Annotated in this window: 19 protein-coding genes; 9 read left to right on the top strand and 10 right to left on the bottom strand. The window is 59.6% G+C overall.

Features of this window, described 5'->3' with window-relative positions; translation table 11 throughout:
- Positions 1-32: 32 nt before the first annotated feature.
- From recO to mfd, 5 genes are all read right to left on the bottom strand, one after another.
- Positions 33-785, bottom strand: a complete 753-nt coding sequence (recO, locus tag NE637_RS07625) for a DNA repair protein RecO (protein ID WP_192113000.1) — start codon at positions 783-785, stop codon at positions 33-35.
- Positions 782-1,843 carry a helix-turn-helix domain-containing protein gene (locus NE637_RS07630; RefSeq protein WP_192112999.1) on the bottom strand — a complete coding sequence of 354 codons (1,062 nt, stop codon included), beginning with the start codon at positions 1,841-1,843 and terminating at the stop codon, positions 782-784. The genes recO and NE637_RS07630 overlap by 4 nt, the downstream gene beginning before the upstream one ends.
- A gap of 81 nt (positions 1,844-1,924) precedes the next feature.
- The gene (locus NE637_RS07635; RefSeq protein ID WP_192112998.1) at positions 1,925-2,884 is read right to left on the bottom strand and encodes a SurA N-terminal domain-containing protein; all 960 of its coding nucleotides are present in this window, start codon (positions 2,882-2,884) and stop codon (positions 1,925-1,927) included.
- A 114-nt stretch (positions 2,885-2,998) separates the two neighbouring features.
- The gene (locus NE637_RS07640) at positions 2,999-4,231 is read right to left on the bottom strand and encodes a peptidylprolyl isomerase (RefSeq protein ID WP_227118197.1); all 1,233 of its coding nucleotides are present in this window, start codon (positions 4,229-4,231) and stop codon (positions 2,999-3,001) included.
- Between the two features lie 77 nt (positions 4,232-4,308).
- Positions 4,309-7,752, bottom strand: coding sequence for a transcription-repair coupling factor (gene mfd / locus NE637_RS07645; protein WP_227118198.1), 3,444 nt, complete (start codon positions 7,750-7,752; stop codon positions 4,309-4,311).
- Between the two features lie 93 nt (positions 7,753-7,845).
- Here mfd and NE637_RS07650 point away from each other — a divergent pair, with 93 nt between their 5' ends.
- Positions 7,846-8,043, top strand: coding sequence for a hypothetical protein (locus tag NE637_RS07650; RefSeq protein WP_192112995.1), 198 nt, complete (start codon positions 7,846-7,848; stop codon positions 8,041-8,043).
- Here NE637_RS07650 and NE637_RS07655 read toward each other — a convergent pair.
- Positions 8,040-8,357 (bottom strand): IscA/HesB family protein, encoded by a 318-nt coding sequence (locus NE637_RS07655; protein WP_215647804.1) that lies wholly within the window; start codon positions 8,355-8,357, stop codon positions 8,040-8,042. The two genes, NE637_RS07650 and NE637_RS07655, sit on opposite strands and share 4 nt — an antisense overlap.
- A 104-nt stretch (positions 8,358-8,461) precedes the next feature.
- Positions 8,462-8,788, bottom strand: coding sequence for an IscA/HesB family protein (locus tag NE637_RS07660; protein ID WP_227118199.1), 327 nt, complete (start codon positions 8,786-8,788; stop codon positions 8,462-8,464).
- A 125-nt stretch (positions 8,789-8,913) separates the two neighbouring features.
- Here NE637_RS07660 and pyrR point away from each other — a divergent pair, with 125 nt between their 5' ends.
- Positions 8,914-9,450 (top strand): bifunctional pyr operon transcriptional regulator/uracil phosphoribosyltransferase PyrR, encoded by a 537-nt coding sequence (pyrR, locus tag NE637_RS07665; RefSeq protein WP_192112992.1) that lies wholly within the window; start codon positions 8,914-8,916, stop codon positions 9,448-9,450.
- A 77-nt stretch (positions 9,451-9,527) separates the two neighbouring features.
- On the opposite strand, the gene NE637_RS07670 is transcribed toward pyrR, so the two are convergent.
- Positions 9,528-9,659: a hypothetical protein gene (locus tag NE637_RS07670; protein WP_256185949.1), complete on the bottom strand. Its 132-nt coding sequence runs from the start codon at positions 9,657-9,659 to the stop codon at positions 9,528-9,530.
- Positions 9,660-9,807: 148 nt separating this feature from the next.
- Between NE637_RS07670 and yedE the strand changes: the two genes are divergently transcribed.
- From yedE to NE637_RS07690, 4 genes are all read left to right on the top strand, one after another.
- On the top strand, positions 9,808-10,902 hold the full coding sequence (gene yedE, locus NE637_RS07675; protein WP_227118200.1) for a YedE family putative selenium transporter: 1,095 nt from the start codon (positions 9,808-9,810) through the stop codon (positions 10,900-10,902).
- Complete coding sequence (locus NE637_RS07680; protein WP_192112990.1) at positions 10,902-11,120, top strand: sulfurtransferase TusA family protein; 219 nt, start codon at positions 10,902-10,904, stop codon at positions 11,118-11,120. The genes yedE and NE637_RS07680 overlap by 1 nt, the downstream gene beginning before the upstream one ends.
- Before the next feature lie 245 nt (positions 11,121-11,365).
- Positions 11,366-11,902: a putative Se/S carrier protein gene (locus NE637_RS07685; protein WP_227118251.1), complete on the top strand. Its 537-nt coding sequence runs from the start codon at positions 11,366-11,368 to the stop codon at positions 11,900-11,902.
- On the top strand, positions 11,890-12,792 hold the full coding sequence (locus tag NE637_RS07690; RefSeq protein WP_227118201.1) for an NAD(P)H-hydrate dehydratase: 903 nt from the start codon (positions 11,890-11,892) through the stop codon (positions 12,790-12,792). The genes NE637_RS07685 and NE637_RS07690 overlap by 13 nt, the downstream gene beginning before the upstream one ends.
- A gap of 179 nt (positions 12,793-12,971) precedes the next feature.
- Here NE637_RS07690 and NE637_RS07695 read toward each other — a convergent pair whose 3' ends face one another.
- On the bottom strand, positions 12,972-14,534 hold the full coding sequence (locus NE637_RS07695; protein WP_215647808.1) for a putative bifunctional lysylphosphatidylglycerol flippase/synthetase: 1,563 nt from the start codon (positions 14,532-14,534) through the stop codon (positions 12,972-12,974).
- 397 nt (positions 14,535-14,931) lie between these two features.
- Between NE637_RS07695 and greA the strand changes: the two genes are divergently transcribed.
- The 3 genes from greA (at position 14,932) to NE637_RS07710 (ending at position 17,882) form a co-directional block, all read left to right on the top strand.
- Positions 14,932-15,420 carry a transcription elongation factor GreA gene (gene greA, locus NE637_RS07700; RefSeq protein ID WP_022660011.1) on the top strand — a complete coding sequence of 163 codons (489 nt, stop codon included), beginning with the start codon at positions 14,932-14,934 and terminating at the stop codon, positions 15,418-15,420.
- A gap of 370 nt (positions 15,421-15,790) precedes the next feature.
- The gene (locus NE637_RS07705) at positions 15,791-16,897 is read left to right on the top strand and encodes an AI-2E family transporter (RefSeq protein ID WP_227118202.1); all 1,107 of its coding nucleotides are present in this window, start codon (positions 15,791-15,793) and stop codon (positions 16,895-16,897) included.
- A complete protein-coding gene (locus NE637_RS07710) occupies positions 16,890-17,882 on the top strand; it encodes a D-alanyl-D-alanine carboxypeptidase family protein (RefSeq protein ID WP_227118203.1) in 993 nt (330 codons plus the stop codon). The genes NE637_RS07705 and NE637_RS07710 overlap by 8 nt, the downstream gene beginning before the upstream one ends.
- Before the next feature lie 196 nt (positions 17,883-18,078).
- On the opposite strand, the gene NE637_RS07715 is transcribed toward NE637_RS07710, so the two are convergent.
- Positions 18,079-19,341 (bottom strand): O-acetylhomoserine aminocarboxypropyltransferase/cysteine synthase family protein, encoded by a 1,263-nt coding sequence (locus tag NE637_RS07715; protein WP_192112985.1) that lies wholly within the window; start codon positions 19,339-19,341, stop codon positions 18,079-18,081.
- Positions 19,342-19,404: the final 63 nt, after the last annotated feature.

Below are 19,404 nucleotides of genomic sequence, written 5' to 3' on the forward strand. Positions count from 1 at the left end.
AAACCGAATCGAAAATTTCGGTGCAAACACGGTCACACGTGGCGAAAGTAGCCCCCTTCCCACGAGAGACCCAGGTGATATTGCACAAAACCGTCAATAACCTTGGCGCAGGCGCGCCGATCTGCCGCAGGCAGTTCTTCCGCATGCCAGCCGGAGGGAAATTCTTGCTGCACATGACGCAAAAGGTCAAGCCCGGACGCGCCCAGTTCCACGCCATACCTCGCTGGCCCTGCTGTCGCGCGGCACGAGGGGCAGCGCAACTGGGCCTCGTCAACCACAAATTGCGCGGGGCCGGTTATGGTTGCGCCGCAGGTGCCGCATCGGCCCAGATCGGGCGCAAAACCCAAAACGCCAGCAAACCGCAGGCGGAAAAACTGGGGCAGCAGCGAAGGCACGTTTTCCGCTTCTTCAAGCGTCTTGCGCAAATCTTCAACCAGCAGAAAGGCCTCGTCCGCGCCTTCGTCGTTAACGCCAAGCGCTTCCACAAACCGCAGGCAGTTGGCCGCCAGCCCCATGCGCCGCCAGTTTCCGCGCAAGCTTTGCGGCCCACCCAGCAGCACGGCTTCCTCAAGATTGAGAAAGCTGCCGCGCCCCGAGGCTTTTACCCTGCAATGCAGGCTGTTGAGTACATCCAGGCAGCCGCAAAAACGACGCCTGCTGCGGCTGCCGCCAAAGGCGAACAGCGTCAGCAGGCCGTGTTTGCGACAAAGCATTTTCAGCCACAGATCTGCCTCGCGAAAGTGCCCGATTCGCAGCACAAGCGCGTGATCTGCCCATTCGGTCATGGCCTGTCCGCAGGGGGAAACACCAGATTGCGCACCTGGCCGCTCTGCCCCGCCGGAGGCAGTTCTTCACCGTCATACCGCAGGCGCACGCCGCCAGCGTTGCCGAGCTTCAATTCCAGGCTCTTACTGAACGTAAGGGCAAAGGTATCGCCCTTATGCAGCGAAAACTGGCGGGTGTCGGTCTTGTCGGCGCTGGAATGTACCCAGCATTCTTCTGTGGCGGTAATGATAAGCTTGTGAGCGCCTACTGGCACATCGCTGCCCTGCGAAGCGGCAGAAGACGCAGCGGCGGAGGCCGCCGGAGTCGCCGGAGCCGTTGAAACAGGCGTCCCCGCAGCGGGCACATTTGCGGCCGTGCCGCGCACCGGAGGCAAACCAGGGGCAGCAGGCTGGGCAGCCTGACCTGTCGGCTGAACCGAAGCCTGTGCAGAAGTTTGGCCAGAGCTTTGGCCAGGCGTTTGGGCCGGAGCCTGTCCCTGTGCAGGAGCAACAGAGCCTTGCGGTTGGCTGGCAACCGCCGGAGCTTGGGCCTGGGCAGACGTCTGGGCCGGGGCCTGCCCCTGAACGGGAGCAGCCGGGGCAGAAGGCCGACTGGCCAGATTGCCGGGGTCAACAGACTCGGCGCTCTGCAAGGGGGCGGGCTGCGCCAGACGGCGCGTCTGCCGACTCAAAAAATCAAACACGCCCTGCTGCCAGGCAACCAGCACCACAGCAACCACGCACACCATAAAAAGCCCGGCCAAAATGGGCTTGAGGTTACGCCGCGGGGTGAGAACCATTTCGGGCTCATAAACATTTTGCGGTGCAACAGGCTCGGAAGCGGCTTCAAGCGCGCCAAGCGCCTCGCTGACTTCCTCAGCCGAAAGGCCAACATAGGACGCGTATGAACGGATGAACCCCTTGGTGTACGCCAGTGGGGGCAAGGACGTCTCGTCCCCTTCCTCCAAAGCGCGCAGAAGACGGGCGCTGATTTTCAGCCTGTTTGCCGCATCTTCCATGTCCAGACCCCGCTTTTCGCGCTCAACGCGCAAAGCAGCGCCCAATTCCACTAAGGTCATGAAAAGCCTCGATAATGGTCTTGCCGCCCCGCGGGGGCGGCGGTTGCCAGCAAAAAGCCGGAACCACCCGTGGCGGCCCCGCTACATTCTGATATCAATAACGGCCCGGCTGCGAAGCTGGTTGGTGTAGTCCTCAAAACGCTCCATAGCCTTGGGCTGGCGCAGGATGCCGTCGATCATCGGCTTGGCCTGCTCAAAGGTGAGCATCTTGATTTCGCCGCCGCCAGGACGGTACAGGCGCACCTGCGCCTTGCGGCCCTGAAGCTCGAAAATATCCGTTACATCGCCGGGTTTCATGCTGGTGAGGCGGGCCTCCCACTCGGGGTTGAGCTTGTCCCACTCCACTGCGCCCATGTCGCCGCCGTTTTCCTTGTTGGGAGCGATGGAATACTTGCGCACCACTTCCTCAAACGAAACCGCGCCAGACTTGATCTGCGCAGCCAAAGCCGCAGCGTTGGCATTGGGATGATACACCAGAAGGGCCATGTGCAGGCCTGAGCGGTCGTACATGGTGTCCTTGTGCGCATCATAGTAGGCCTTGATTTCATCCGGGGTCACAACAACCCGGCGGCCCACTTCCATTGCCATAACACGCTGACGAATCAAGCCTTTTTCAATATTTCCACGCAGTTCGCTGACACTGGTCTTTTGCTGGGCCAGGCGTTCTTCAAACTGCTTCTTGGTGAGGTTGTTCCCCTTCATGATCTTGGTGATTTCGCTGTCAATTTCAGAAGAAGAAATGGAAACCTTGAGACGCTTGGCTTCCTGCGCAACCAGAATGTCCATGATCATGCCGTCCAGCGCCTTGCGCAGCACGGCGTCCACGGCCTTGGCCTGTGCGGGATCGTTGGGATTGATACGCGCCCGCATAAGATCAGGAACAGCGTTTTTCTGCAGATCGAACATGGTGATAACCTGACCGTTCACCACGGCCGCCACCTTGTTGATCTGTGCGGCCTGAGCGCCAAAAGCGGTCATAAAACAGATAACCAGCGCCAAAATAAGCGTTTTTCTCACGTTAAACTCCCTGCTTGCGCGCAAAAATTCCGCGCTTTATCTGTAAAATTATATCCCAATCCAGCGCAACATGCAATGCAACTGCCGCAAGTGCAGCCATCAGGCAGCCAGCAGCCGGGGCGTGTTGCATGCAAATCCTCAACGCCGCCGCGCGGAGCCACCGTTGTCGCGCTTGCGCTGCTGGTCGCCCGAGGCTTTTGAAGCAGGGGCCGCTTCGGGATTATGCCCCTGATTTTCCAATGCTCCATTGGCCTTGGGATCGTGGGAACCTTCAAGCACATCGCCCTCGTAAACATCATCCTTGCCTGGGGGCGGCGCCTTAATGTCCTCCGTAGCGCCAGAAACATCCGGCACGGCCGGGGCATCGCTGCTCTGCCCGCCAGAGTGGGCCGCCGGGGGCGCTAGCAGATCGGGGACAAGCTCCTTGCCCACCATGATGACAGAATCGGCCAGAGCCTTTTCAAGCCAGCGCTCAAAAGCCTCGGACATCTTCTGCTCCCGCAGGATGCCTTCCACCAGCGGATAGGCCTCCGCCAGACTGATGTGCGCTGGCGGGCGGCTTTCAATCAGGCCAAGGCTGCGCCACAGGCCTTCCTCCAGCCGCGCGGGCGCGCACTGGCCCGGCTTCAGACCGGCAGCGGCCTTGCGCCATCCCTGGGGCAGATCGGTTGGCCGCACATTCTGGCACTGGAGCTGCACTTTGCCGCGCGCTTCATTTATGCCACCGGGAAACACAGCGCAAAAGCCTTCCACGTCCTTGCGCGATTCGCCAGAAATCAGGCACACGCGCAGGGTTTCCGGCATCTGAAAATCGTCTTCGTGGGTCTGGTAGTAGTCGCGCAGTTCGGGCAGAGAAACACGGATGCCCGCTGCAAGAACCCGCTTTTCAAATGTGAGCATGGAAAGATGGTCAAGCAGCAAAGCCCGCCATTCTGAAGAGTCAATTGATTCTTCGGCCAGATATTTTTCCAGCCCGTCAGCGCCGCCGTAATCATTCCTTACTTCTGCCACGGCTGTTTCCAGCATGGCAGGGCTGACCGACATCTGGAGCCGCTGCAAATCCTGCCGCACCAGAGCGTAAATGATCAGTGTGCCCAGCCCTTCGCCGTATTCGCGCCGCATATTTTCCAGTGAAGGAGTGCGCATGGCCCCAAGGGAGGGAGAACGGCTGTCGAGCAGGGTCTGCAATCTGCGCAGGCTGATGGGCTCGCCGTTGACGGTAGCCACCACGCCGTCGGGGAGGCGGGTTTCAAAACAGGCCGCCAGCAACAGGCAAAAACAACAGGCCAGCGCCACGCCTAGTGGGCGGGCCAGCCGGGCAGACCGAGCGCCGATCTGGAAAAAACGCGCCAAAGCTATGAGGGGCTGCATGAATCCGTCCACCATTTTTCCCATATATTCAGACCAGTTTTATGACCTGAAAAACAGACACAGCCGCAAACCAGCACCTATGCCCCGGCTTTAACACGGATACCCTCAAGGGCGGTACGCAACCTGTCCAGCCCCTCGGGGAACGAAACACCAGACGGCATCGGCAGGTGCAGCCCCGCAGGCGGCAGCATGCGCGCGTCCTTCATGGAAGCCGTAAGGGCTACAATGCGCTCGGGCTGCACGGCGGTCTGCCCGTCCGGCCAGACAAGCCGCACATGGTTGATGTGCACATCGGCCTTTTGCACCTGCAACTCGGTGAGGAACTGCTTGAAGTCCAGCACGGCAAGAAAATTGCGCAGTTCTTCGGGGAAAGGGCCAAACCTGTCGCGTATGCCGAGGGCCGCTTCTTCACGCGCAGCGCCGCCAGTGGCGGATGTGAGCGTTTTGTAGCAGCGCAGTCTTTCGCGCCCGTCCTCAATGTACGATGCGGGAATATGCGCAGGCAAGCCCAAAGTAAGTTCCGTTTCCACGGTCTGCGCCTCTGGCGTGCCCTTGAGGCGGCCAACGGCCTCCTCAAGCATTTCAAGGTACAGGTCAAGGCCCACGCGGCACATGTGGCCCGACTGCACTTCGCCGAGGATATTGCCCGCGCCGCGCAGGCGCAGGTCTTCCATGGCGACCTGAAAACCGGCCCCCAGGTAATCCATATCCATGATGATGCGCAGGCGTTCCTCCGCAATGGAGGTAAGGCGCTCCGCATCCGGCACCACAAAAAAGGCGTAGGCCTGCCTGTCGCTGCGGCCCACGCGGCCCCGCAGCTGGTAGAGCTGCCCAAGGCCGAACATCTGGGCCTGATCCACCACCAGTGTATTGGCGCGGGGAAAATCCAGCCCGGATTCAACAATGGAGGTGCATACCAGCACATCAAGCTCGCCATGCCAGAATTTGTGCATGGTATCTTCAAGCTCGGTTTCAGACATCTGCCCGTGCGCCATGCCCACCCGGGCCTTGGGCACAAGGGTGCGCACGTATTCGGCCACCCGCTCCAGCCCCTGCACGCGGTTGTAAACCCAGAACACCTGCCCTTCGCGCTCAATCTCCCGCTCAAGCACCTTGCGCAGCACGGAATCATCCCGCCGCAGCACGGCCGAAGCCACAGGCTTGCGATCCTGCGGCGCGGTTTCAATGATGGAAAGCTCACGTATGCCGGACATGGAAAGCTGCAAAGTGCGCGGAATGGGCGTGGCCGTCAGGGTGAGCACATCCACGTTCTTTTTGAGGGCCTTGAGTTTTTCCTTGTGGCGCACGCCAAAACGCTGTTCTTCGTCCAGAATCAGCAAGGCAAGATTGGGCAGTTTGACGTCGCTTGAAAGCACGCGGTGGGTGCCGATGAGAATGTCCACCTGCCCGGTGGCGGCAGCCTTGAGCACTTCCTTTTGCCTTGGGCGCGTCACAAAACGGCTGAGCAGCCCCACATTGACGGGAAAGCCCGCCAGACGCGCGCGAAAGGTCTGATAATGCTGTTCGGCAAGCACCGTGGTGGGGCAAAGCAGCACCACCTGCCGCCCCTCGGAAGCGGCGCGGAAGGCTGCGCGCAGGGCAACTTCCGTCTTGCCGAAGCCCACGTCGCCGCACACGAGCCTGTCCATGGGCTGGGATTTGTCCATGTCGTCCAGCACGTCCTGAATGGCCTTGGCCTGATCGGGCGTTTCCTCAAAACCAAAGGTCGCCTCAAATTCGTGGTACAGCTCGCCCGGAGGGTCATAGCGGAAGCCCTTGGTCACCTTGCGGTAGGCATACATTTCCACAAGGTCGGCGGCGATCTTTTCAATAGCCTTGCGGGCCTTCTCCTTGCCCGAAGTCCAGCCCGTGCCGCCCAGCCGGTCCAGAGCGGGCTCTACACCTTCCGAACCCTTGAACCGCTGGATAAGCCCCATGCGGTCGGCAGGCACATAGAGCTTGTCGCGCCCGGAGTATTCGATGAGCAGAAAATCGTTGGCAACGGCGTTGACGTCCATGTGATGCAGACCGGCAAAACGGCCAATGCCGTAATCGCGGTGCACCAGCAGATCGCCAGCCTTGAGATCGTCAAAGGAATCCAGCCCCTTGAAGACGCGCGAAGAAACGCGGGGTGTTTTTTCCGCCTTGGGGTACAGGATATCCTCGCCCAGAACCAGGGAGTTGTCCCACGCCAGATCCGCGCCCTGACGGAAGGGTGAAACAAGGGCGAAAAGGCCGCGCTGATCTGGCGCGTAACGCTGCGCGGGGAGAATGCCATCCTGTTCCGCCAGTTTCAGAAACTTTGCGCGGCTTCTACCGGAAGAAAAACTCAGCACCACCTGTCTGCGCGCGCCCTGCCATTCTTTGAGAGCGGCGGCCAGATGCTGCCATGGGCGATCCTGCGCGCCAGCAAGAGGAAAAAGATCGCTGAAGGAATGCAGGGTTCTTTCCGCAAAATCCAGACCGCGTTCTTCCACCCCCATGACCAGAGGTTCGGCGTACACGCGCTGAAAGACGTTCCACGGCGCGGGCTGCGAGCTTTTGCGCAGGGCCAGCGCCGCCGGTTGGGGCAAGGGCGCGTCCTCGGCCTCCAGACGTTCCTTGAGGGCAAGGCGGCCATCCCGCAGGGCCTCGGCACTGTCGGCCTCGCCGGGCAGCAGCCACAGGCAGTCCTGCGGCAGCCAGTCTTCCAGCAGGCTGGGAGCTTCCACGGCGCAACCGGGCAGTAGGCCCACGCCGCCAGCATCCAGTGATTTTTTAAAGGAATAACAGTCGTTTTCGCCAATGCGGCCTTCGGCAAACATGCGGTCAAAGCGCTTGCGAGTAGCCTCTGTCTCGCGCGCATCAAAGGCCAGCGGGCTAACAGGCAGAAGGGTCAGTTCATCGCAGCCCTGCAAGGAGCGTTGGGTCTCCGCGTCAAAAAAGCGCATTTCCTCCAGCGTGTCGCCAAAAAATTCCAGCCTTACAGGTCGGGCATAGCCAGAGGGGTACAGATCAAGGATGTCGCCGCGCCGGGCCATTTCGCCGGGGCGCGTGACCATGGCAACGCGCTCGTACCCCCACTCCACCGCCTGCTCCAGCAGCAGCTCGGGGGCGTAATCGCTGCCCTTGCCAAGCTCCAGCGTGCGCGTGTGGAAAAAATTGACCGGCATGTAGCGCAGCAGCAGGCTTTCAACACTGACCACCAGCACACGCGGCTTGCCAAGGGTGAGAGAATACAGCGCGGCAAGCCGGGCAGCCCATGAGGGTTTGTCCTGCCATTGGCTCAGGGCAGGCAGCCCCAGGCAGGGCCACTGCCACGCAGGGCGCACAACTGCCGGATCCGCCAGAGAAATTTCGGGAGAAAAAAGGGCCACAAGGGAGCGGGCCGCGTGAAATTCTTCGCGGGTGCGGGCCACAAGGGCCACGCTGCGCCCTTTGTCCAGAGCCTCGCAGGCAAGGCGGCAGCGCGTGACCATGCCGCTACGTTCCAGATATATCTGCCTGTCGTTGCTTGAGAGCAATGCGCCGAAAGTGTCCATGAACCTGTGGGGGGTTATATAACAGCACAAGGGGCAGCCTGCGCCGCCCCGACGATAAACCGGACAGCAGCTTTCTGCTGCCGCACTGTACTGATGACAAAACCCGTTCACGGGTTTTGCGCCGCCACCGTCGGCAAAGCCGCCGGGCGGAAATACACGGAAATCTGTCGCTTAACGGCGCGGCAAAGCCGCAGCCTGCTCCTGATTTCCGACCATGCTGACTTTGTCAACATGGTCAAACCGGACGACAGTTTTTTGCTGCCGTCCGGTTTGCAAGTCATTTGCTTCTAGTGGCCGCAGCCGCCGCCGCAGCTGCTGCAACCACCGCCCGTCTGGGGCAGGGGCACCGTGGGTTCAACTGTGAAGCCCGCGTAGGAGAGATCAATCTTCACGCCTTCAACCTGAGCAAGAAGCTCCTTGTTGATGCAGAAGGTGAATCCGCCCTGATCTTCGCTCATATCTTCATCCGTCGCGGCGTCCAGGGCAAGGGCCAGATGCGGCCCGCTGCACCCGCCGGGGGCGAGGTAAACGCGAATGGTGCTTTTTTCCTTACCTTCAAAAAAGGCCGCCAGTTCCTTCTGGGCGCTTTCGGTCAGTTCAAGCATGGTTCCTCCGATGTTTTTCGATACGCTCGATATGTATATTATATGGTAGAGTAACGAAAAACAGGCTGGCCTGCTTCGTCCGGCCAGCGGGAAACCACCCCGCCTTACGCGTTGCTGCCGCAGCCGCTTGAGCAGCTGCTGCAACCACCGCTGTTGCCTTCGGAAGCGAAGGGCACTGCGGGTTCAACCGCAAAGCCCATGTAGGTTAAATCAATTTTTACACCCTGCACTTCTGACAGAAGGGCACTGTTGATGCAGAAGGTGTAGCCGGCCTGTTCCTCGGTTTGATCCTGGTCGTTAGGCTCATCCAGAGCCAGGGCAAGGCGCGGGCCGCCTCAACCTGCGGTCATGTAGACCCGGATGGGATCCTTTTTCTTGCCGGTAAAGAACGAATCCAGTTCCTTACGGGCGCTGTCGGTCAATTCGATCATACGTCCTCCATGATTCGAGTGTTTTACTAACTAAGGTCATGCGTGGGGCTTGTCAATTGCCGCAGGGCTTTTCTTTAAAGGCGAAAACGGCTAGAATGACGGGCATATCCACCTTTGGAGGAACCATGTCCACGACCCGGCTACTGGAAAAAGACGAAATGGCGCGCGTACTTGAACGCCTCGCCTCGCAGATACTCGAACGCCACGCTGCGTGCCAGGATGTAATGCTGGTGGGCATTGAACGGCGCGGCGCAGACCTGGCCCGGCGTATAGCCGCCCTGCTGCAGGCGCGGCTTGACCGCGTCATGCCCCTGGGAACCCTAGATATCAATCTGTACCGCGATGACTGGACAAGCCTTGTGGGCAAGCCCAGCATCGGGCAGTCCCGCATTACCGAAAGCGTGGACGAAAAGGTTATCATTCTGATTGACGATGTGCTCTACACCGGGCGCACCATCCGCGCCGCTCTCGAGGCCCTGCTCGACTACGGCCGCCCGCGCTGCGTGGAACTGCTGGCCCTCATCGACCGTGGTCACCGCGAACTGCCCATCCATGCGGACTATGTGGGCCGCGTCATCAATACCAGCAGGCAGGAACACGTGGATGTCATGCTGGCCGAGCGCGATGGTGAAGACAGCGTAAATCTGACCACCGCATCGTAAAGCAGACGCGAAAAGGCTGACACGGCCTTGCGAAATGCCCATCCCAGAAAAAAGCATTGCCAGAGCGTTAACAGACCCTAGACAGAGCACAGGAACAGAAATTCATTCACCACGCTGACGTGCCGCTCCCCACCGGGCTGCGGCAGCAGATACAGAACAGAGGAAACCATGCCCAAGCGCAAAACCTGACGCACAGCAAGGAGCTTCACGTTGTGGAGCTTACGCGAACGGCGGTCCGGTTTGCGGCTGGCGCATGGTTTCCCTACCCTGCACCACTGACCCGACAAATCCTCCGTTCGCGCTGCCGTTTCATACATCGGCTTCGCCACGGGCCTGTGGCCCTAAAAGGAGGATTTCATGAAATCAGGCTTCAATTTTTTCTCCACCACAACAGGCATCATTGCCACCGGGCTTGTGTTCGGCGTGCTTGCCGTGTTGCTCCAGCAAATGGGCAATCCCGGCAACATGGGCATCTGCGTGGTCTGCTTTAACCGTGATATCGCGGGCGCTTTGGGCTTTCACCGTGCTGCCGTCGTGCAATATCTGCGGCCCGAAATCATGGGTATGGTGCTGGGCGCATTTGGCGCGGCGCTGGCCTTTGGCGAGTACAAGCCACGTGGCGGCTCGGCCCCCATCACCCGCTTTTTGCTTGGGGGCATAGCGGGTATTGGCGCGCTGGTCTTTCTGGGTTGCCCCTGGCGCGTTATCCTGCGCCTTGCGGGCGGCGACGCCTTTGCGCTCTTTGGCCTTGCGGGCCTGATCTGCGGCGTGGGCATTGGCACCATATTTTTTCGCATGGGCTTTTCGCTGGGGCGCAGCCAGGGCCAGAGTAAAATTTCCGGTCTGGTGCTGCCCGGCATCATGCTTTCCTTCGTGGCCCTGTATCTGCTCAATCCGCAGGTGGCAGAACAGCCGCAGAGCGGTGTGCTTTTCTATTCCGTCAAAGGTCCCGGCGCGCAGCATGCACCCTTTATACTCTCCATTGGCGTGGGCCTGATCGTGGGCTTTCTGGCCCAGCGCAGCCGCTTCTGCACCATGGGGGCCCTGCGCGACGTGATGCTGTTCAAGCAATGGCATCTGGCGCTGGGCTTTCTGGCCATGCTGGGTGCGGCCCTTGTTCTGAACCTGTACTTTGGCGCGTTCAAGCCCGGCTTTGAAAACCAGCCCATCGCCCAGCCAGACAATCTCTGGAACTTCCTCGGCATGGCTACTGCCGGTCTGGCCTTTGCCCTTGCGGGCGGCTGCCCTGGCCGTCAGCTCTTTATGGCTGGCGAAGGCGACAACGATGCCGCCGTTTTTGCCGTTGGCCTGATCGTTGGCACCGCTGTTGCCCATAACTTCGGCTTGGCCTCCAGCCCCGCAGGGGTCGGCCCTCACGGCATGGCAGCCACCCTTGCCGGTCTTGCCATCTGCCTGTGCATCGGATTTTTCAACTGCAAGAGAGGCGCGTAATGTCTACCACCATCGACACCCGGGGGCTTTCCTGCCCGCAGCCCGTACTCATGTTTCTTACTGCTGCCAAAGCCGATGAACACGGCCCTTTCAGCGTATTGGTGGATAACGACGCCAGCCTTGAAAATGTCAGCCGCGCTGCCCGCAACCGGGGATTTGCCGTCAGCACGACTGAAGAAGGCGAAGGCATAACGCGCATAGACATCCGCAAGGATTAGCGTTCGGATTGGGGGACTGGCGGCGCGGGTGAGCAAAAACTCCCGAGCCGCCACTGTCGCCCATATCAGCCCGTGATGGCTGAAATCTGCCATTCCTCAGTTCTCGTCATGAGTGCTGTAGCGGATCCAGCGAGCCAGAATTTTCAGGGGAAATCATGACGCAGAACAGTTCTCAGACCAGCCTGCTGCATGGCTTTGCGCAAAAACTGCGCGGCCTGTTTTCTCCCGGCGGCAAAGGTTCGGATATGGATTCTGGCAGCGGCGGCAAACGCGGCTGCAACGATAGGGGCTTGCTGGTTTTTGACCACACTGGCGAGGTCATCCGCGCCGAGCGCCTGCTGCGCAAGGCCGGGCTGGATGTGGAAGTAAAGGGGCCGCCGCCGGAACTGCGCACAGGTTGCGACATGGTGGTGGTTTTTGAGCTGGTGAGCCAGGCGCGCGTTCTGGATGTTCTGGAACGGGAAGGGCTTGCGCCCAGTCAGGTGGTCAGCGCCCACGATGTGCTGCTGGAGCCTGTGTCCCTGTTTCAGATAAAACATCTGGATGACCGCTGGCTGATGGTACGCGCCGCCAATATGAAAATTACCCTTGATGCTGCTGACGGACGCATTGTGAATATTTCAGGCGGCGGCTGCCCCGATGTGCCGTGGGTGGCGCACCGGCTGTGCGGCCTGCGCCTTGATGAAGCCCCGGACCCCCTGACCATGGGGCAGACCCTCTGCTGTTACAGCCTGCAAAAGGCCTTTGAAGAACTGCGGAGGCAAGTCGCATGTGGTGCATAGCAGGAACCCTGCCCGACCCTGATTTTGCCCTCTGCCCTGCTGGCCTTGAGGGCGAAAGCACGGTTGCTGGCGGTTTGCTCCACCTGCCCGATGGTCAGGCCGTGCCCGTGCAGCGGGGGACTGCGGCCCTTGCCGCCACAGCCATTCTTGCCTGCCGGGAGCTGGGCATTGCGCCGCCGCGTCTGTTGCTCGCGGGCGACCCGGGTTCCGGCGCGGGCAGCCGCGCCATTTACGCATGGCTGGAGCAGAATCTGGCGGGCCTCTCCCCTGCGGGGCTGACCTTTCACTATCTTTTCCCTGATCAGGATTGGCACAACCGGGTGCTCATGGCCACGCAGGCCCTTGCCGTGCCGCCAGTGATGGTGGCAGACGCGGGCTTTATGTATGTGGCAAAAATGAGCGGCTATGCCGATGCCTACGACCTTTTTACCCCTGATCTGGGCGAACTGGCCTTTCTGGCAGATGAAAAAGCCCCCCACCCCTTTTATACGCGCGGTTTTCTGCTGGCGCGGGAGGATGACGTGCCGCCGCTTTTGCAACGCGCTCTTGAGCATGGCAACTGCCCGAAAAATCTGATTATCAAGGGATCAAAAGACTACATTGTCGTGGATGGCCGCGTGATCGCCACGGTGGACGCGCCCTCTGTTCCGGCCATGGAATGCATTGGCGGCACAGGCGATCTTGTGACCGGGCTTGCAACGGCTTTTTTGTGCGGAGGCGCGGCAATGGACGAAGCCTGCACGGCGGCGGCCCGCATGGCGCGCCTGCTGGCGCAACTCTGCGCGCCCAATCCCGGCACCCAGATTGGCGAACTGATTGAAATGCTGCCAGAAGCCATGCGCAGCGCGCGCTCAGTGTGGCCGACCACTCTTTCTGCATCATCCGTCTAGTCCGCGCCGCAAGGCGCAGACATGCCCTGCGCAATCAGATTCGTGCAGACGGGCGCGCGCCCCTACCCGCCAGATCAACAAATACAGCACCCCCGCCTACAAAAGACGAGGCCCTCCGTCAGCACGGAAGGCCTCTTCTTTAATAAAACACACTGCAATAATGATATGCGTTCAGCGCGCTACCCGTGATGCGCGGCCTTTTGCCGCCGGGCGCGCAATCGCAAGGCGACGCGCCACAGCCAGCCTGCTGCCAGCCCCACGGCAATGCCAAGAAAATCAAGCAGTGTTTGCGCGGCCATATGCGGGCGGTCAAAACCCCAGGCAGCGGCTTTATTCCACGAGGGATGATAAAGCGCCCATGCAATAGAGGCCATCAAGGCCAGCACACCCAGTGCACCGAACAGCCAGTAGCCGGGGATGGGTTCTTCCCAGAAAAAGGACGAACGGTAAAAACGCCGCCGGGCCATGCACACGGTCAGCAGCACAATACTGACCATGGATGCGGTGATCCATGAAAAACCGTTGAGCAGAGCTCCCGCAATCCCCAGGCAAAGACACAGCACCGCCAGCTGGAACCCGCGCGACTGCCGCCGCTCAAGCCCGTATGAAACAAAGAGCAGCATGGCGCCCGAAATTGCCGTGAGAAAATGCCCCACAGCCAGCGCCTCGTAAGGAATCATGCTGCGCAGGGCGTGCAGCATGTGCTTGCCTGGCGGCAGCATGGCGCAGACAAGCAGAATCACGCCCGCTGCAAAAACCATATAGGCAGAAATGGAGTGCGAAAGTACGGAAAGCCAGCGGCCTGTTTCGCGCAGCATGTCGCTGCGCTGGCGCACCTCGTAAACCGCCAGCAGCAATGCGGCTGCCAGCAGCGGAATGATAAAGTAAATGATGCGGAACAGCAGCACCGCCGCAAATACGGCCTGCGCCTGCGTGGTGTGGGTAAGGTGCAGTATGACAAGCTCAAAAACGCCAACCCCGCCGGGGATGTGTGTGAGCACCACAGCCACCTGGGCCATGAGGTAGCTTGGCAGAAAATCAAGAAACGATATGCCCATGTTGCCGGGCAGCAGCACATACATGCAACCTGCTGCGGCGATAATGTCCACTCCGGCCACAAGAGCCTGGGCAAAGGCAATGTGCGGCGGAGGAAAGACAAATTCCTTGCCAAACAGATGCACGGGCTTGCGCACGGTACAGCACAAGATCAGGTAGGAGCAGGCAATAAGCAGCAGCACTACGCCCAGAATGCGCACGTCTGTCATGGGCATTTTTGCCAGCAGGTCGTCAGGGATGACAGGCGGGCTTATGATAAAGATCAGCCCGCATAGCCCCAGAGCGCCCACCCAGAATGTGACCGCCAGCATCAGCACCAAGCGCACAATCTCTGCCAGCGAAAACCCCCAGGCCGAATAAAAACGGTAACGCACGCTGGTGCCGCCCAGCAGCGCGCCAAAGTTGTAGCTCACAGCCTGCCCCACAAATGAAACAAGCCCCACGCGGGGCAAAGGCAGGGTTTTGTGAATGGCTTTGAGCGCCAGCCAATCGTAGCCCACAAGTATGATGTAATTGATCACCATCAGCAGCAACGAGCAGAGAATCCGCCCGTGCGATATCTGGCTTATGCTTTCGCGAATCTGGGCTATGCTGTAACTTTTAAGCTTATGGTACAAAAGGTACACAGCCAGAAAAAACACCGCCGTGACAAGCACCGACCCAAGATAACGCAAATATTTTTTCATAGTCTGCCGTTGTTCATACAGTTGTTATATGCCGCTCAAACCAAGCGTTTTACGCAGCTCTGCCGTGCTGGCGCAAGCGCCTGCCGCGTTGGGCGCAACTCCAACATATACGCTGGCTCACTGCCGCGCAAGCCTGAACCTCATGTCGATTACATGACATTATGCAGAGGCAGGGCAGGTCTTCTCCAGCCCGCGCGCTTCGGGGCTTGACCGTTTTGCGCCCAGTAGGTAGGGTGTACTTGCTGTTACGGATAATCACCCGGTTACACAGCCGGGTTTAGCGCACAGTCCACTGCGGCCCGTGCAGCCTTTTTTTCGGAAAATACCCCCCATTGCTTGCTCCGCTGCCTGGGCAGCGGCGCTTTTTTTTCGTTTGTGAGGTCAGATTATGGCAACCATGACAAGCATCCCCATTTCCGTGCAAGGCTACAAAAAGCTGGAAGACGAACTGGCCCGCCTCAAGAGCGAACGGCCCGCCATCATCCAGGCCATTAAAGAAGCCCGTGAAGAAGGCGACCTGCGAGAAAACGCCGGGTACGACGCCGCGCGTGAACGTCAGGGCATGGCTGAAGCCCGCATCAAGTACATTGAATCGCGCATGGCGCTCTATCAGGTCGTTGATCTTGATTCCCTGAAGGGGGACAAGGTCATCTTTGGTTCTACGGTTGAGGTTGAGGATGTGGACAGCGGCGAAGCACGCTCCTTCACCATTCTCGGCCCCGACGAGGCCGACCCCGCCAAGGGTTCCATCTCGTTTCTTTCCCCTGTGGGTCAGGCTCTGCTGGGCCGCGAAGTAGGCGATGAAGTGACCGTGGATATCCCGCGTGGCCGCGTTACCTACGAAGTGATCAACATCAGCTTTAAAGGCAGCAACGTGCTGAACTAGGCCTGGGCTGCTGCCCTGGTCTCCACCAGCCGACGCCGCGCCTTTCTGGCTTCGCGGCAACGGTTTTATCCCAGACGTATTTTCCGCAGCGCGTTAACGCGCAAACATAACGCAGTGCGACCTTATGGCGCGCTCCGGCCTCTCTGCACAACCGCAGGGCGGCGGGGCGCGCCTGACAAAAACTTTCCGGTCGGGCCGTAGCGCCGTGATGGCGCACTGGCATATGACGTACGGCTGCCAGCCCAGACCCGCGCGGGCGTATTTATACCTTTACGCCTCTTGGCAGACCCCGCCCGCTTTTGCTACTCTTGCGCGTTCCAACGTTCCGGCGCTGGTTAAAAAGCCGCGCCCACATAACCCAAGGCCTACTATGACTCTAACGCTGCCGCGTCTGCTTTACCTCTTGGCCGCGCTCGCGCTGTATATGCTGCTCTGGCACAATCCGGTGACCATATTTATGGCTGCCTGTCTGTCATGCCTTTCGCTGCCGCTCTACCGGACACTACAAATGAAGGGCCGGATGTGGCGCAAACGCCTTGAAAAAACCCGGAGCGGCCCCCGCTGGCGTAAATTCCGGCTTAGTCTTTCAAGCAGCCTGCCCCTTTATGCGTACATAACCACCCTCCTCTCTTCCATACTAGTTCCCATTGCCATGTTCGCCCTGCTGGTGACGCCGCAGGCGGCGGCTGGTTTTGCGCGCCTGCGCGAGCTGCAAGCCAACAACTTTCAGTTGCCGCCCGAGTGGGTGGCCAATATTCAGCAATGGCGGCTAAACCTTGCAGAATACCCGCGTGCAGAAAAAATGGTCAGCGATTTTCTGCAAAAACTGGATGCTTTTTTCGGCGATGCCATGAGCCTGCTTCTGAGCCGAAGCATGGATTTTCTCGGCGGCACCATGACAGTGCTGTGGACAAGCTTTCTGTTCTTTACGCTCACGGTGATCTTTACCGCCTATGCCCGCCATATCCGCAAAATTTCCGGCAGGATATTCCATATACCGCAAGCAATGCTCTGCCGCTTTACGGCTGCCATCCACCGGGCATTGCGGGGCATTCTGCTGGGTGTTGTGCTGGTGGCTGCGGCGCAAGGCATTTTGTGCGGCATCGCCTTTGCTTTCGCAGGGGTACGCCAGCCAGCATTCTGGGGGCTGCTTGCCACGCTCGTGGCCCCCATTCCCGCCATTGGCACGGCCATAGTGTGGGTGCCGCTTTGCCTTTCGCTCTGGTTCACGGGCAACAGCATGGCCGCAGTGGGCCTGGCCCTTTGGGGAGTTGTGGTGGTGGCTGGCGTGGATAATATCCTGCGGCCGCTCTTTTTGCAGCAGGGCATCAAGGCCCCGTTCTTTGTGTTGATCATCGCCATACTTTGTGGTCTGGCGAGCTTTGGGCCGGTAGGCCTTATTGTGGGCCCTGTACTGCTGGCTTTTGCCATTCAGGCAGTGGAAGAAGGCAACCGCACCTATAGGCACGATGGATAAGATAGACACCATACATTCCGGTTTTGGCAGGTTTGCTCCCGACGATCAGCTCGGCAGGCCACAGCCCGGCAGACTACAGCAAGACGACAAACCCCGCAGTGATGGGTTTGAACCGACAGCTATGGACTGCTTGCGGCGCATGGCGGTATTCAGCATTCTTTTTTGCGCCATATGCGCCACTCTGCTTGCAGGAGCAACGGAAGCCCTTGCAGCCAGGGGTGTGCGCGCTGCCATTTTGGTCAACATGGATACGGGCAAGGTGCTTTTTGAAAAAAATGCCGATATGTCCATCCCGCCTGCGTCGCTCACCAAGGTGATGTCCATGTTCCTGACCATGGATGCCGTCAGCGCCAAGAGGCTGAGCCTTGACGAAAAAATCCGCATCACTCCTGCCGCGTCCACCGTGGGCGGCTCGTCCATGCACCTCCGCAACGGGGAGCGCGTGGCGGTCAGGCAACTGCTCACCGGCGCTGCCGTTGCATCCGGCAATGACGCCATTACGGCGCTTGCCCTGCGTGTGGCTGGCAACGAGCGGCAATTTGTGCGCGCCATGAATCAAAAAGCTAAAGGGCTGGGCCTGAGCCGCACGGAATTCAAAAATCCCACGGGCCTGCCCGCCGCAGGGCAACGCTCCACCCCCCGCGATATTGCCAGCCTTACCCGCGCCTATCTTCGTGCGCACCCCGGCGCGCAAAAATTTCACAGCACCCGCGTTTTTACTCACAGGAACAGACAAATGGCCAATACAAACGCCCTGCTCGGCTCTGTGCGGGGCGTCAATGGCCTGAAAACGGGCTGGACGGTGGCCTCGGGCTACAATCTTATTGTTACGGCCCAGCGCGGCAATACCCGCATCCTGGCCGTGGTTATGGGCGGCACAAGCCGTAATGCCCGGGATGCCATGGCAACGCGACTGATCGAAGCAGGCTTTGACGGCGGCGGTGACCCAAAGAAAATCCGGCGGGCCATGGGCTACAGACGCTAGAAAAAAAATCTCAAAGCTTCAAAACAGTTTTATCGTGAAAATGTTGTGGAAAACTGACCGCTCGGAAGGTCATTTTTTCCACAACATTTTTTGTTCCCGCTGACAAGAAAGGCGGATTCTCTGCGCGGGGAGTGCACATAGACGTGCATGACCCAAGCAAAGAATCCGCCTGACGCAGTCAGCGGTCAAAAAGACCCTAGCGCCCCAGAGCTTGCTCCAGATCGGCGATAATATCATCCACATGCTCAACGCCCACGGAGAGGCGCACCATGCCGGGGGTGATACCGGCTTCGCGCAGTTGATCATCGGTCAGCTGGCGGTGGGTGGAGCTGGCGGGATGGAGAACGCAGGTGCGGATGTCGGCCACGTGAACCTGGAGGGAGATCATTTTAAGGCTGTCGATAAAGCGCGCGCCGGCTTCCCGTCCACCTTTGAGGGAGAGGGAGATGACGCCGCTGCACCCTTTGGGCATGTACTTGTCGGCCAGGGCTTTTTGCGGGTGGCCGGGCAGGCGCGGATAATTGACGGATTCCACGGCGGGATGCTTTTCCAGATAGGCGGCGACGGCTTCGGCATTGCGGCAGTGGCGTTCCATGCGCAGGGGCAGGGTTTCGAGACCCTGATTGATGTAGAACGCGCCCTGAGGGCTCTGGCAGCAGCCCATATCGCGCATGAGCTGCACGCGCGCCTTGACGATGTAGGCGGCCTTGCCAAAGGCCTGGGAGTAGACGAGGCCGTGGTAGGAAGGATCGGGCTCGGTAAATTCGGGGAACTTGCCGGAGGCCCAGTCAAAATTGCCGCTGTCCACGATGACGCCGCCCACCTGAAGGGCGTGGCCATCCATATATTTGGTGGTGGAATGGACTACTATGTCGGCCCCGAATTCAAAGGGGCGGCAAAGCACGGGAGTGGCAAAGGTATTGTCGATGATCAGGGGCAGCCTGTGTCTGTGGGCCAGATTGGCAAAGCGCTCAATATCCAGCACATCCATGGAGGGGTTGGAGAGCGTTTCGCCAAACACGGCGCGCGTGTTGGGCCGGAAGGCCTTTTCCAGCTCGGCCTCGGAGGCGGTCTGATCCACAAAGGTGACTTCAATGCCCAGCTTTTTAAGAGTAACGGCAAAGAGGTTGAACGTGCCGCCGTAAATGCTGGCGGCGCTCACCACATGGTCGCCGCTCTGGGCCACATTGAGCAGGGAGAGCATGCTTGCCGCCTGACCGGACGAGGTGCACAGCGCGCCAACGCCGCCTTCAAGAGCGGCGATTTTCTGCTCCACGGCGTCAACCGTGGGATTGCCAAGGCGGGAATAAAAAAAGCCCGCTTCGGCAAGATCAAAAAGTTTCGCCACTTCGGCGGTGGTGGCGTACTTAAAGGTAGTGCTCTGCACTATGGGCAGAACGCGGGGTTCGCCATTGCCCGGTTCATAGCCCGCGTGCAGACAAAGAGATTCCGTTTTCATGCCGTCCTCTGCTGTGCTTGTGTTGGAAATTGTCGCATGTTTCCGGCTGCAATGCCGTGCGAT

It is taken from the genome of Desulfovibrio desulfuricans (assembly GCF_024460775.1).
Lineage (GTDB): Bacteria > Desulfobacterota > Desulfovibrionia > Desulfovibrionales > Desulfovibrionaceae > Desulfovibrio > Desulfovibrio desulfuricans_E.

Bases quoted from the DNA above. Each gene is read 5' to 3' on its own strand.
- recO (WP_192113000.1), bottom strand. From the start codon at position 785: ATGACCGAATGGGCAGATCACGCGCTTGTGCTGCGAATCGGGCACTTT.
- NE637_RS07630 (WP_192112999.1), bottom strand. From the start codon at position 1,843: ATGACCTTAGTGGAATTGGGCGCTGCTTTGCGCGTTGAGCGCGAAAAG.
- NE637_RS07640 (WP_227118197.1), bottom strand. From the start codon at position 4,231: ATGCAGCCCCTCATAGCTTTGGCGCGTTTTTTCCAGATCGGCGCTCGG.
- mfd (WP_227118198.1), bottom strand. From the start codon at position 7,752: ATGGACACTTTCGGCGCATTGCTCTCAAGCAACGACAGGCAGATATAT.
- NE637_RS07650 (WP_192112995.1), top strand. From the start codon at position 7,846: ATGACAAAACCCGTTCACGGGTTTTGCGCCGCCACCGTCGGCAAAGCC.
- NE637_RS07655 (WP_215647804.1), bottom strand. From the start codon at position 8,357: ATGCTTGAACTGACCGAAAGCGCCCAGAAGGAACTGGCGGCCTTTTTT.
- pyrR (WP_192112992.1), top strand. From the start codon at position 8,914: ATGTCCACGACCCGGCTACTGGAAAAAGACGAAATGGCGCGCGTACTT.
- yedE (WP_227118200.1), top strand. From the start codon at position 9,808: ATGAAATCAGGCTTCAATTTTTTCTCCACCACAACAGGCATCATTGCC.
- NE637_RS07680 (WP_192112990.1), top strand. From the start codon at position 10,902: ATGTCTACCACCATCGACACCCGGGGGCTTTCCTGCCCGCAGCCCGTA.
- NE637_RS07685 (WP_227118251.1), top strand. From the start codon at position 11,366: ATGGATTCTGGCAGCGGCGGCAAACGCGGCTGCAACGATAGGGGCTTG.
- NE637_RS07690 (WP_227118201.1), top strand. From the start codon at position 11,890: ATGTGGTGCATAGCAGGAACCCTGCCCGACCCTGATTTTGCCCTCTGC.
- NE637_RS07695 (WP_215647808.1), bottom strand. From the start codon at position 14,534: ATGAAAAAATATTTGCGTTATCTTGGGTCGGTGCTTGTCACGGCGGTG.
- greA (WP_022660011.1), top strand. From the start codon at position 14,932: ATGACAAGCATCCCCATTTCCGTGCAAGGCTACAAAAAGCTGGAAGAC.
- NE637_RS07705 (WP_227118202.1), top strand. From the start codon at position 15,791: ATGACTCTAACGCTGCCGCGTCTGCTTTACCTCTTGGCCGCGCTCGCG.
- NE637_RS07710 (WP_227118203.1), top strand. From the start codon at position 16,890: ATGGATAAGATAGACACCATACATTCCGGTTTTGGCAGGTTTGCTCCC.
- NE637_RS07715 (WP_192112985.1), bottom strand. From the start codon at position 19,341: ATGAAAACGGAATCTCTTTGTCTGCACGCGGGCTATGAACCGGGCAAT.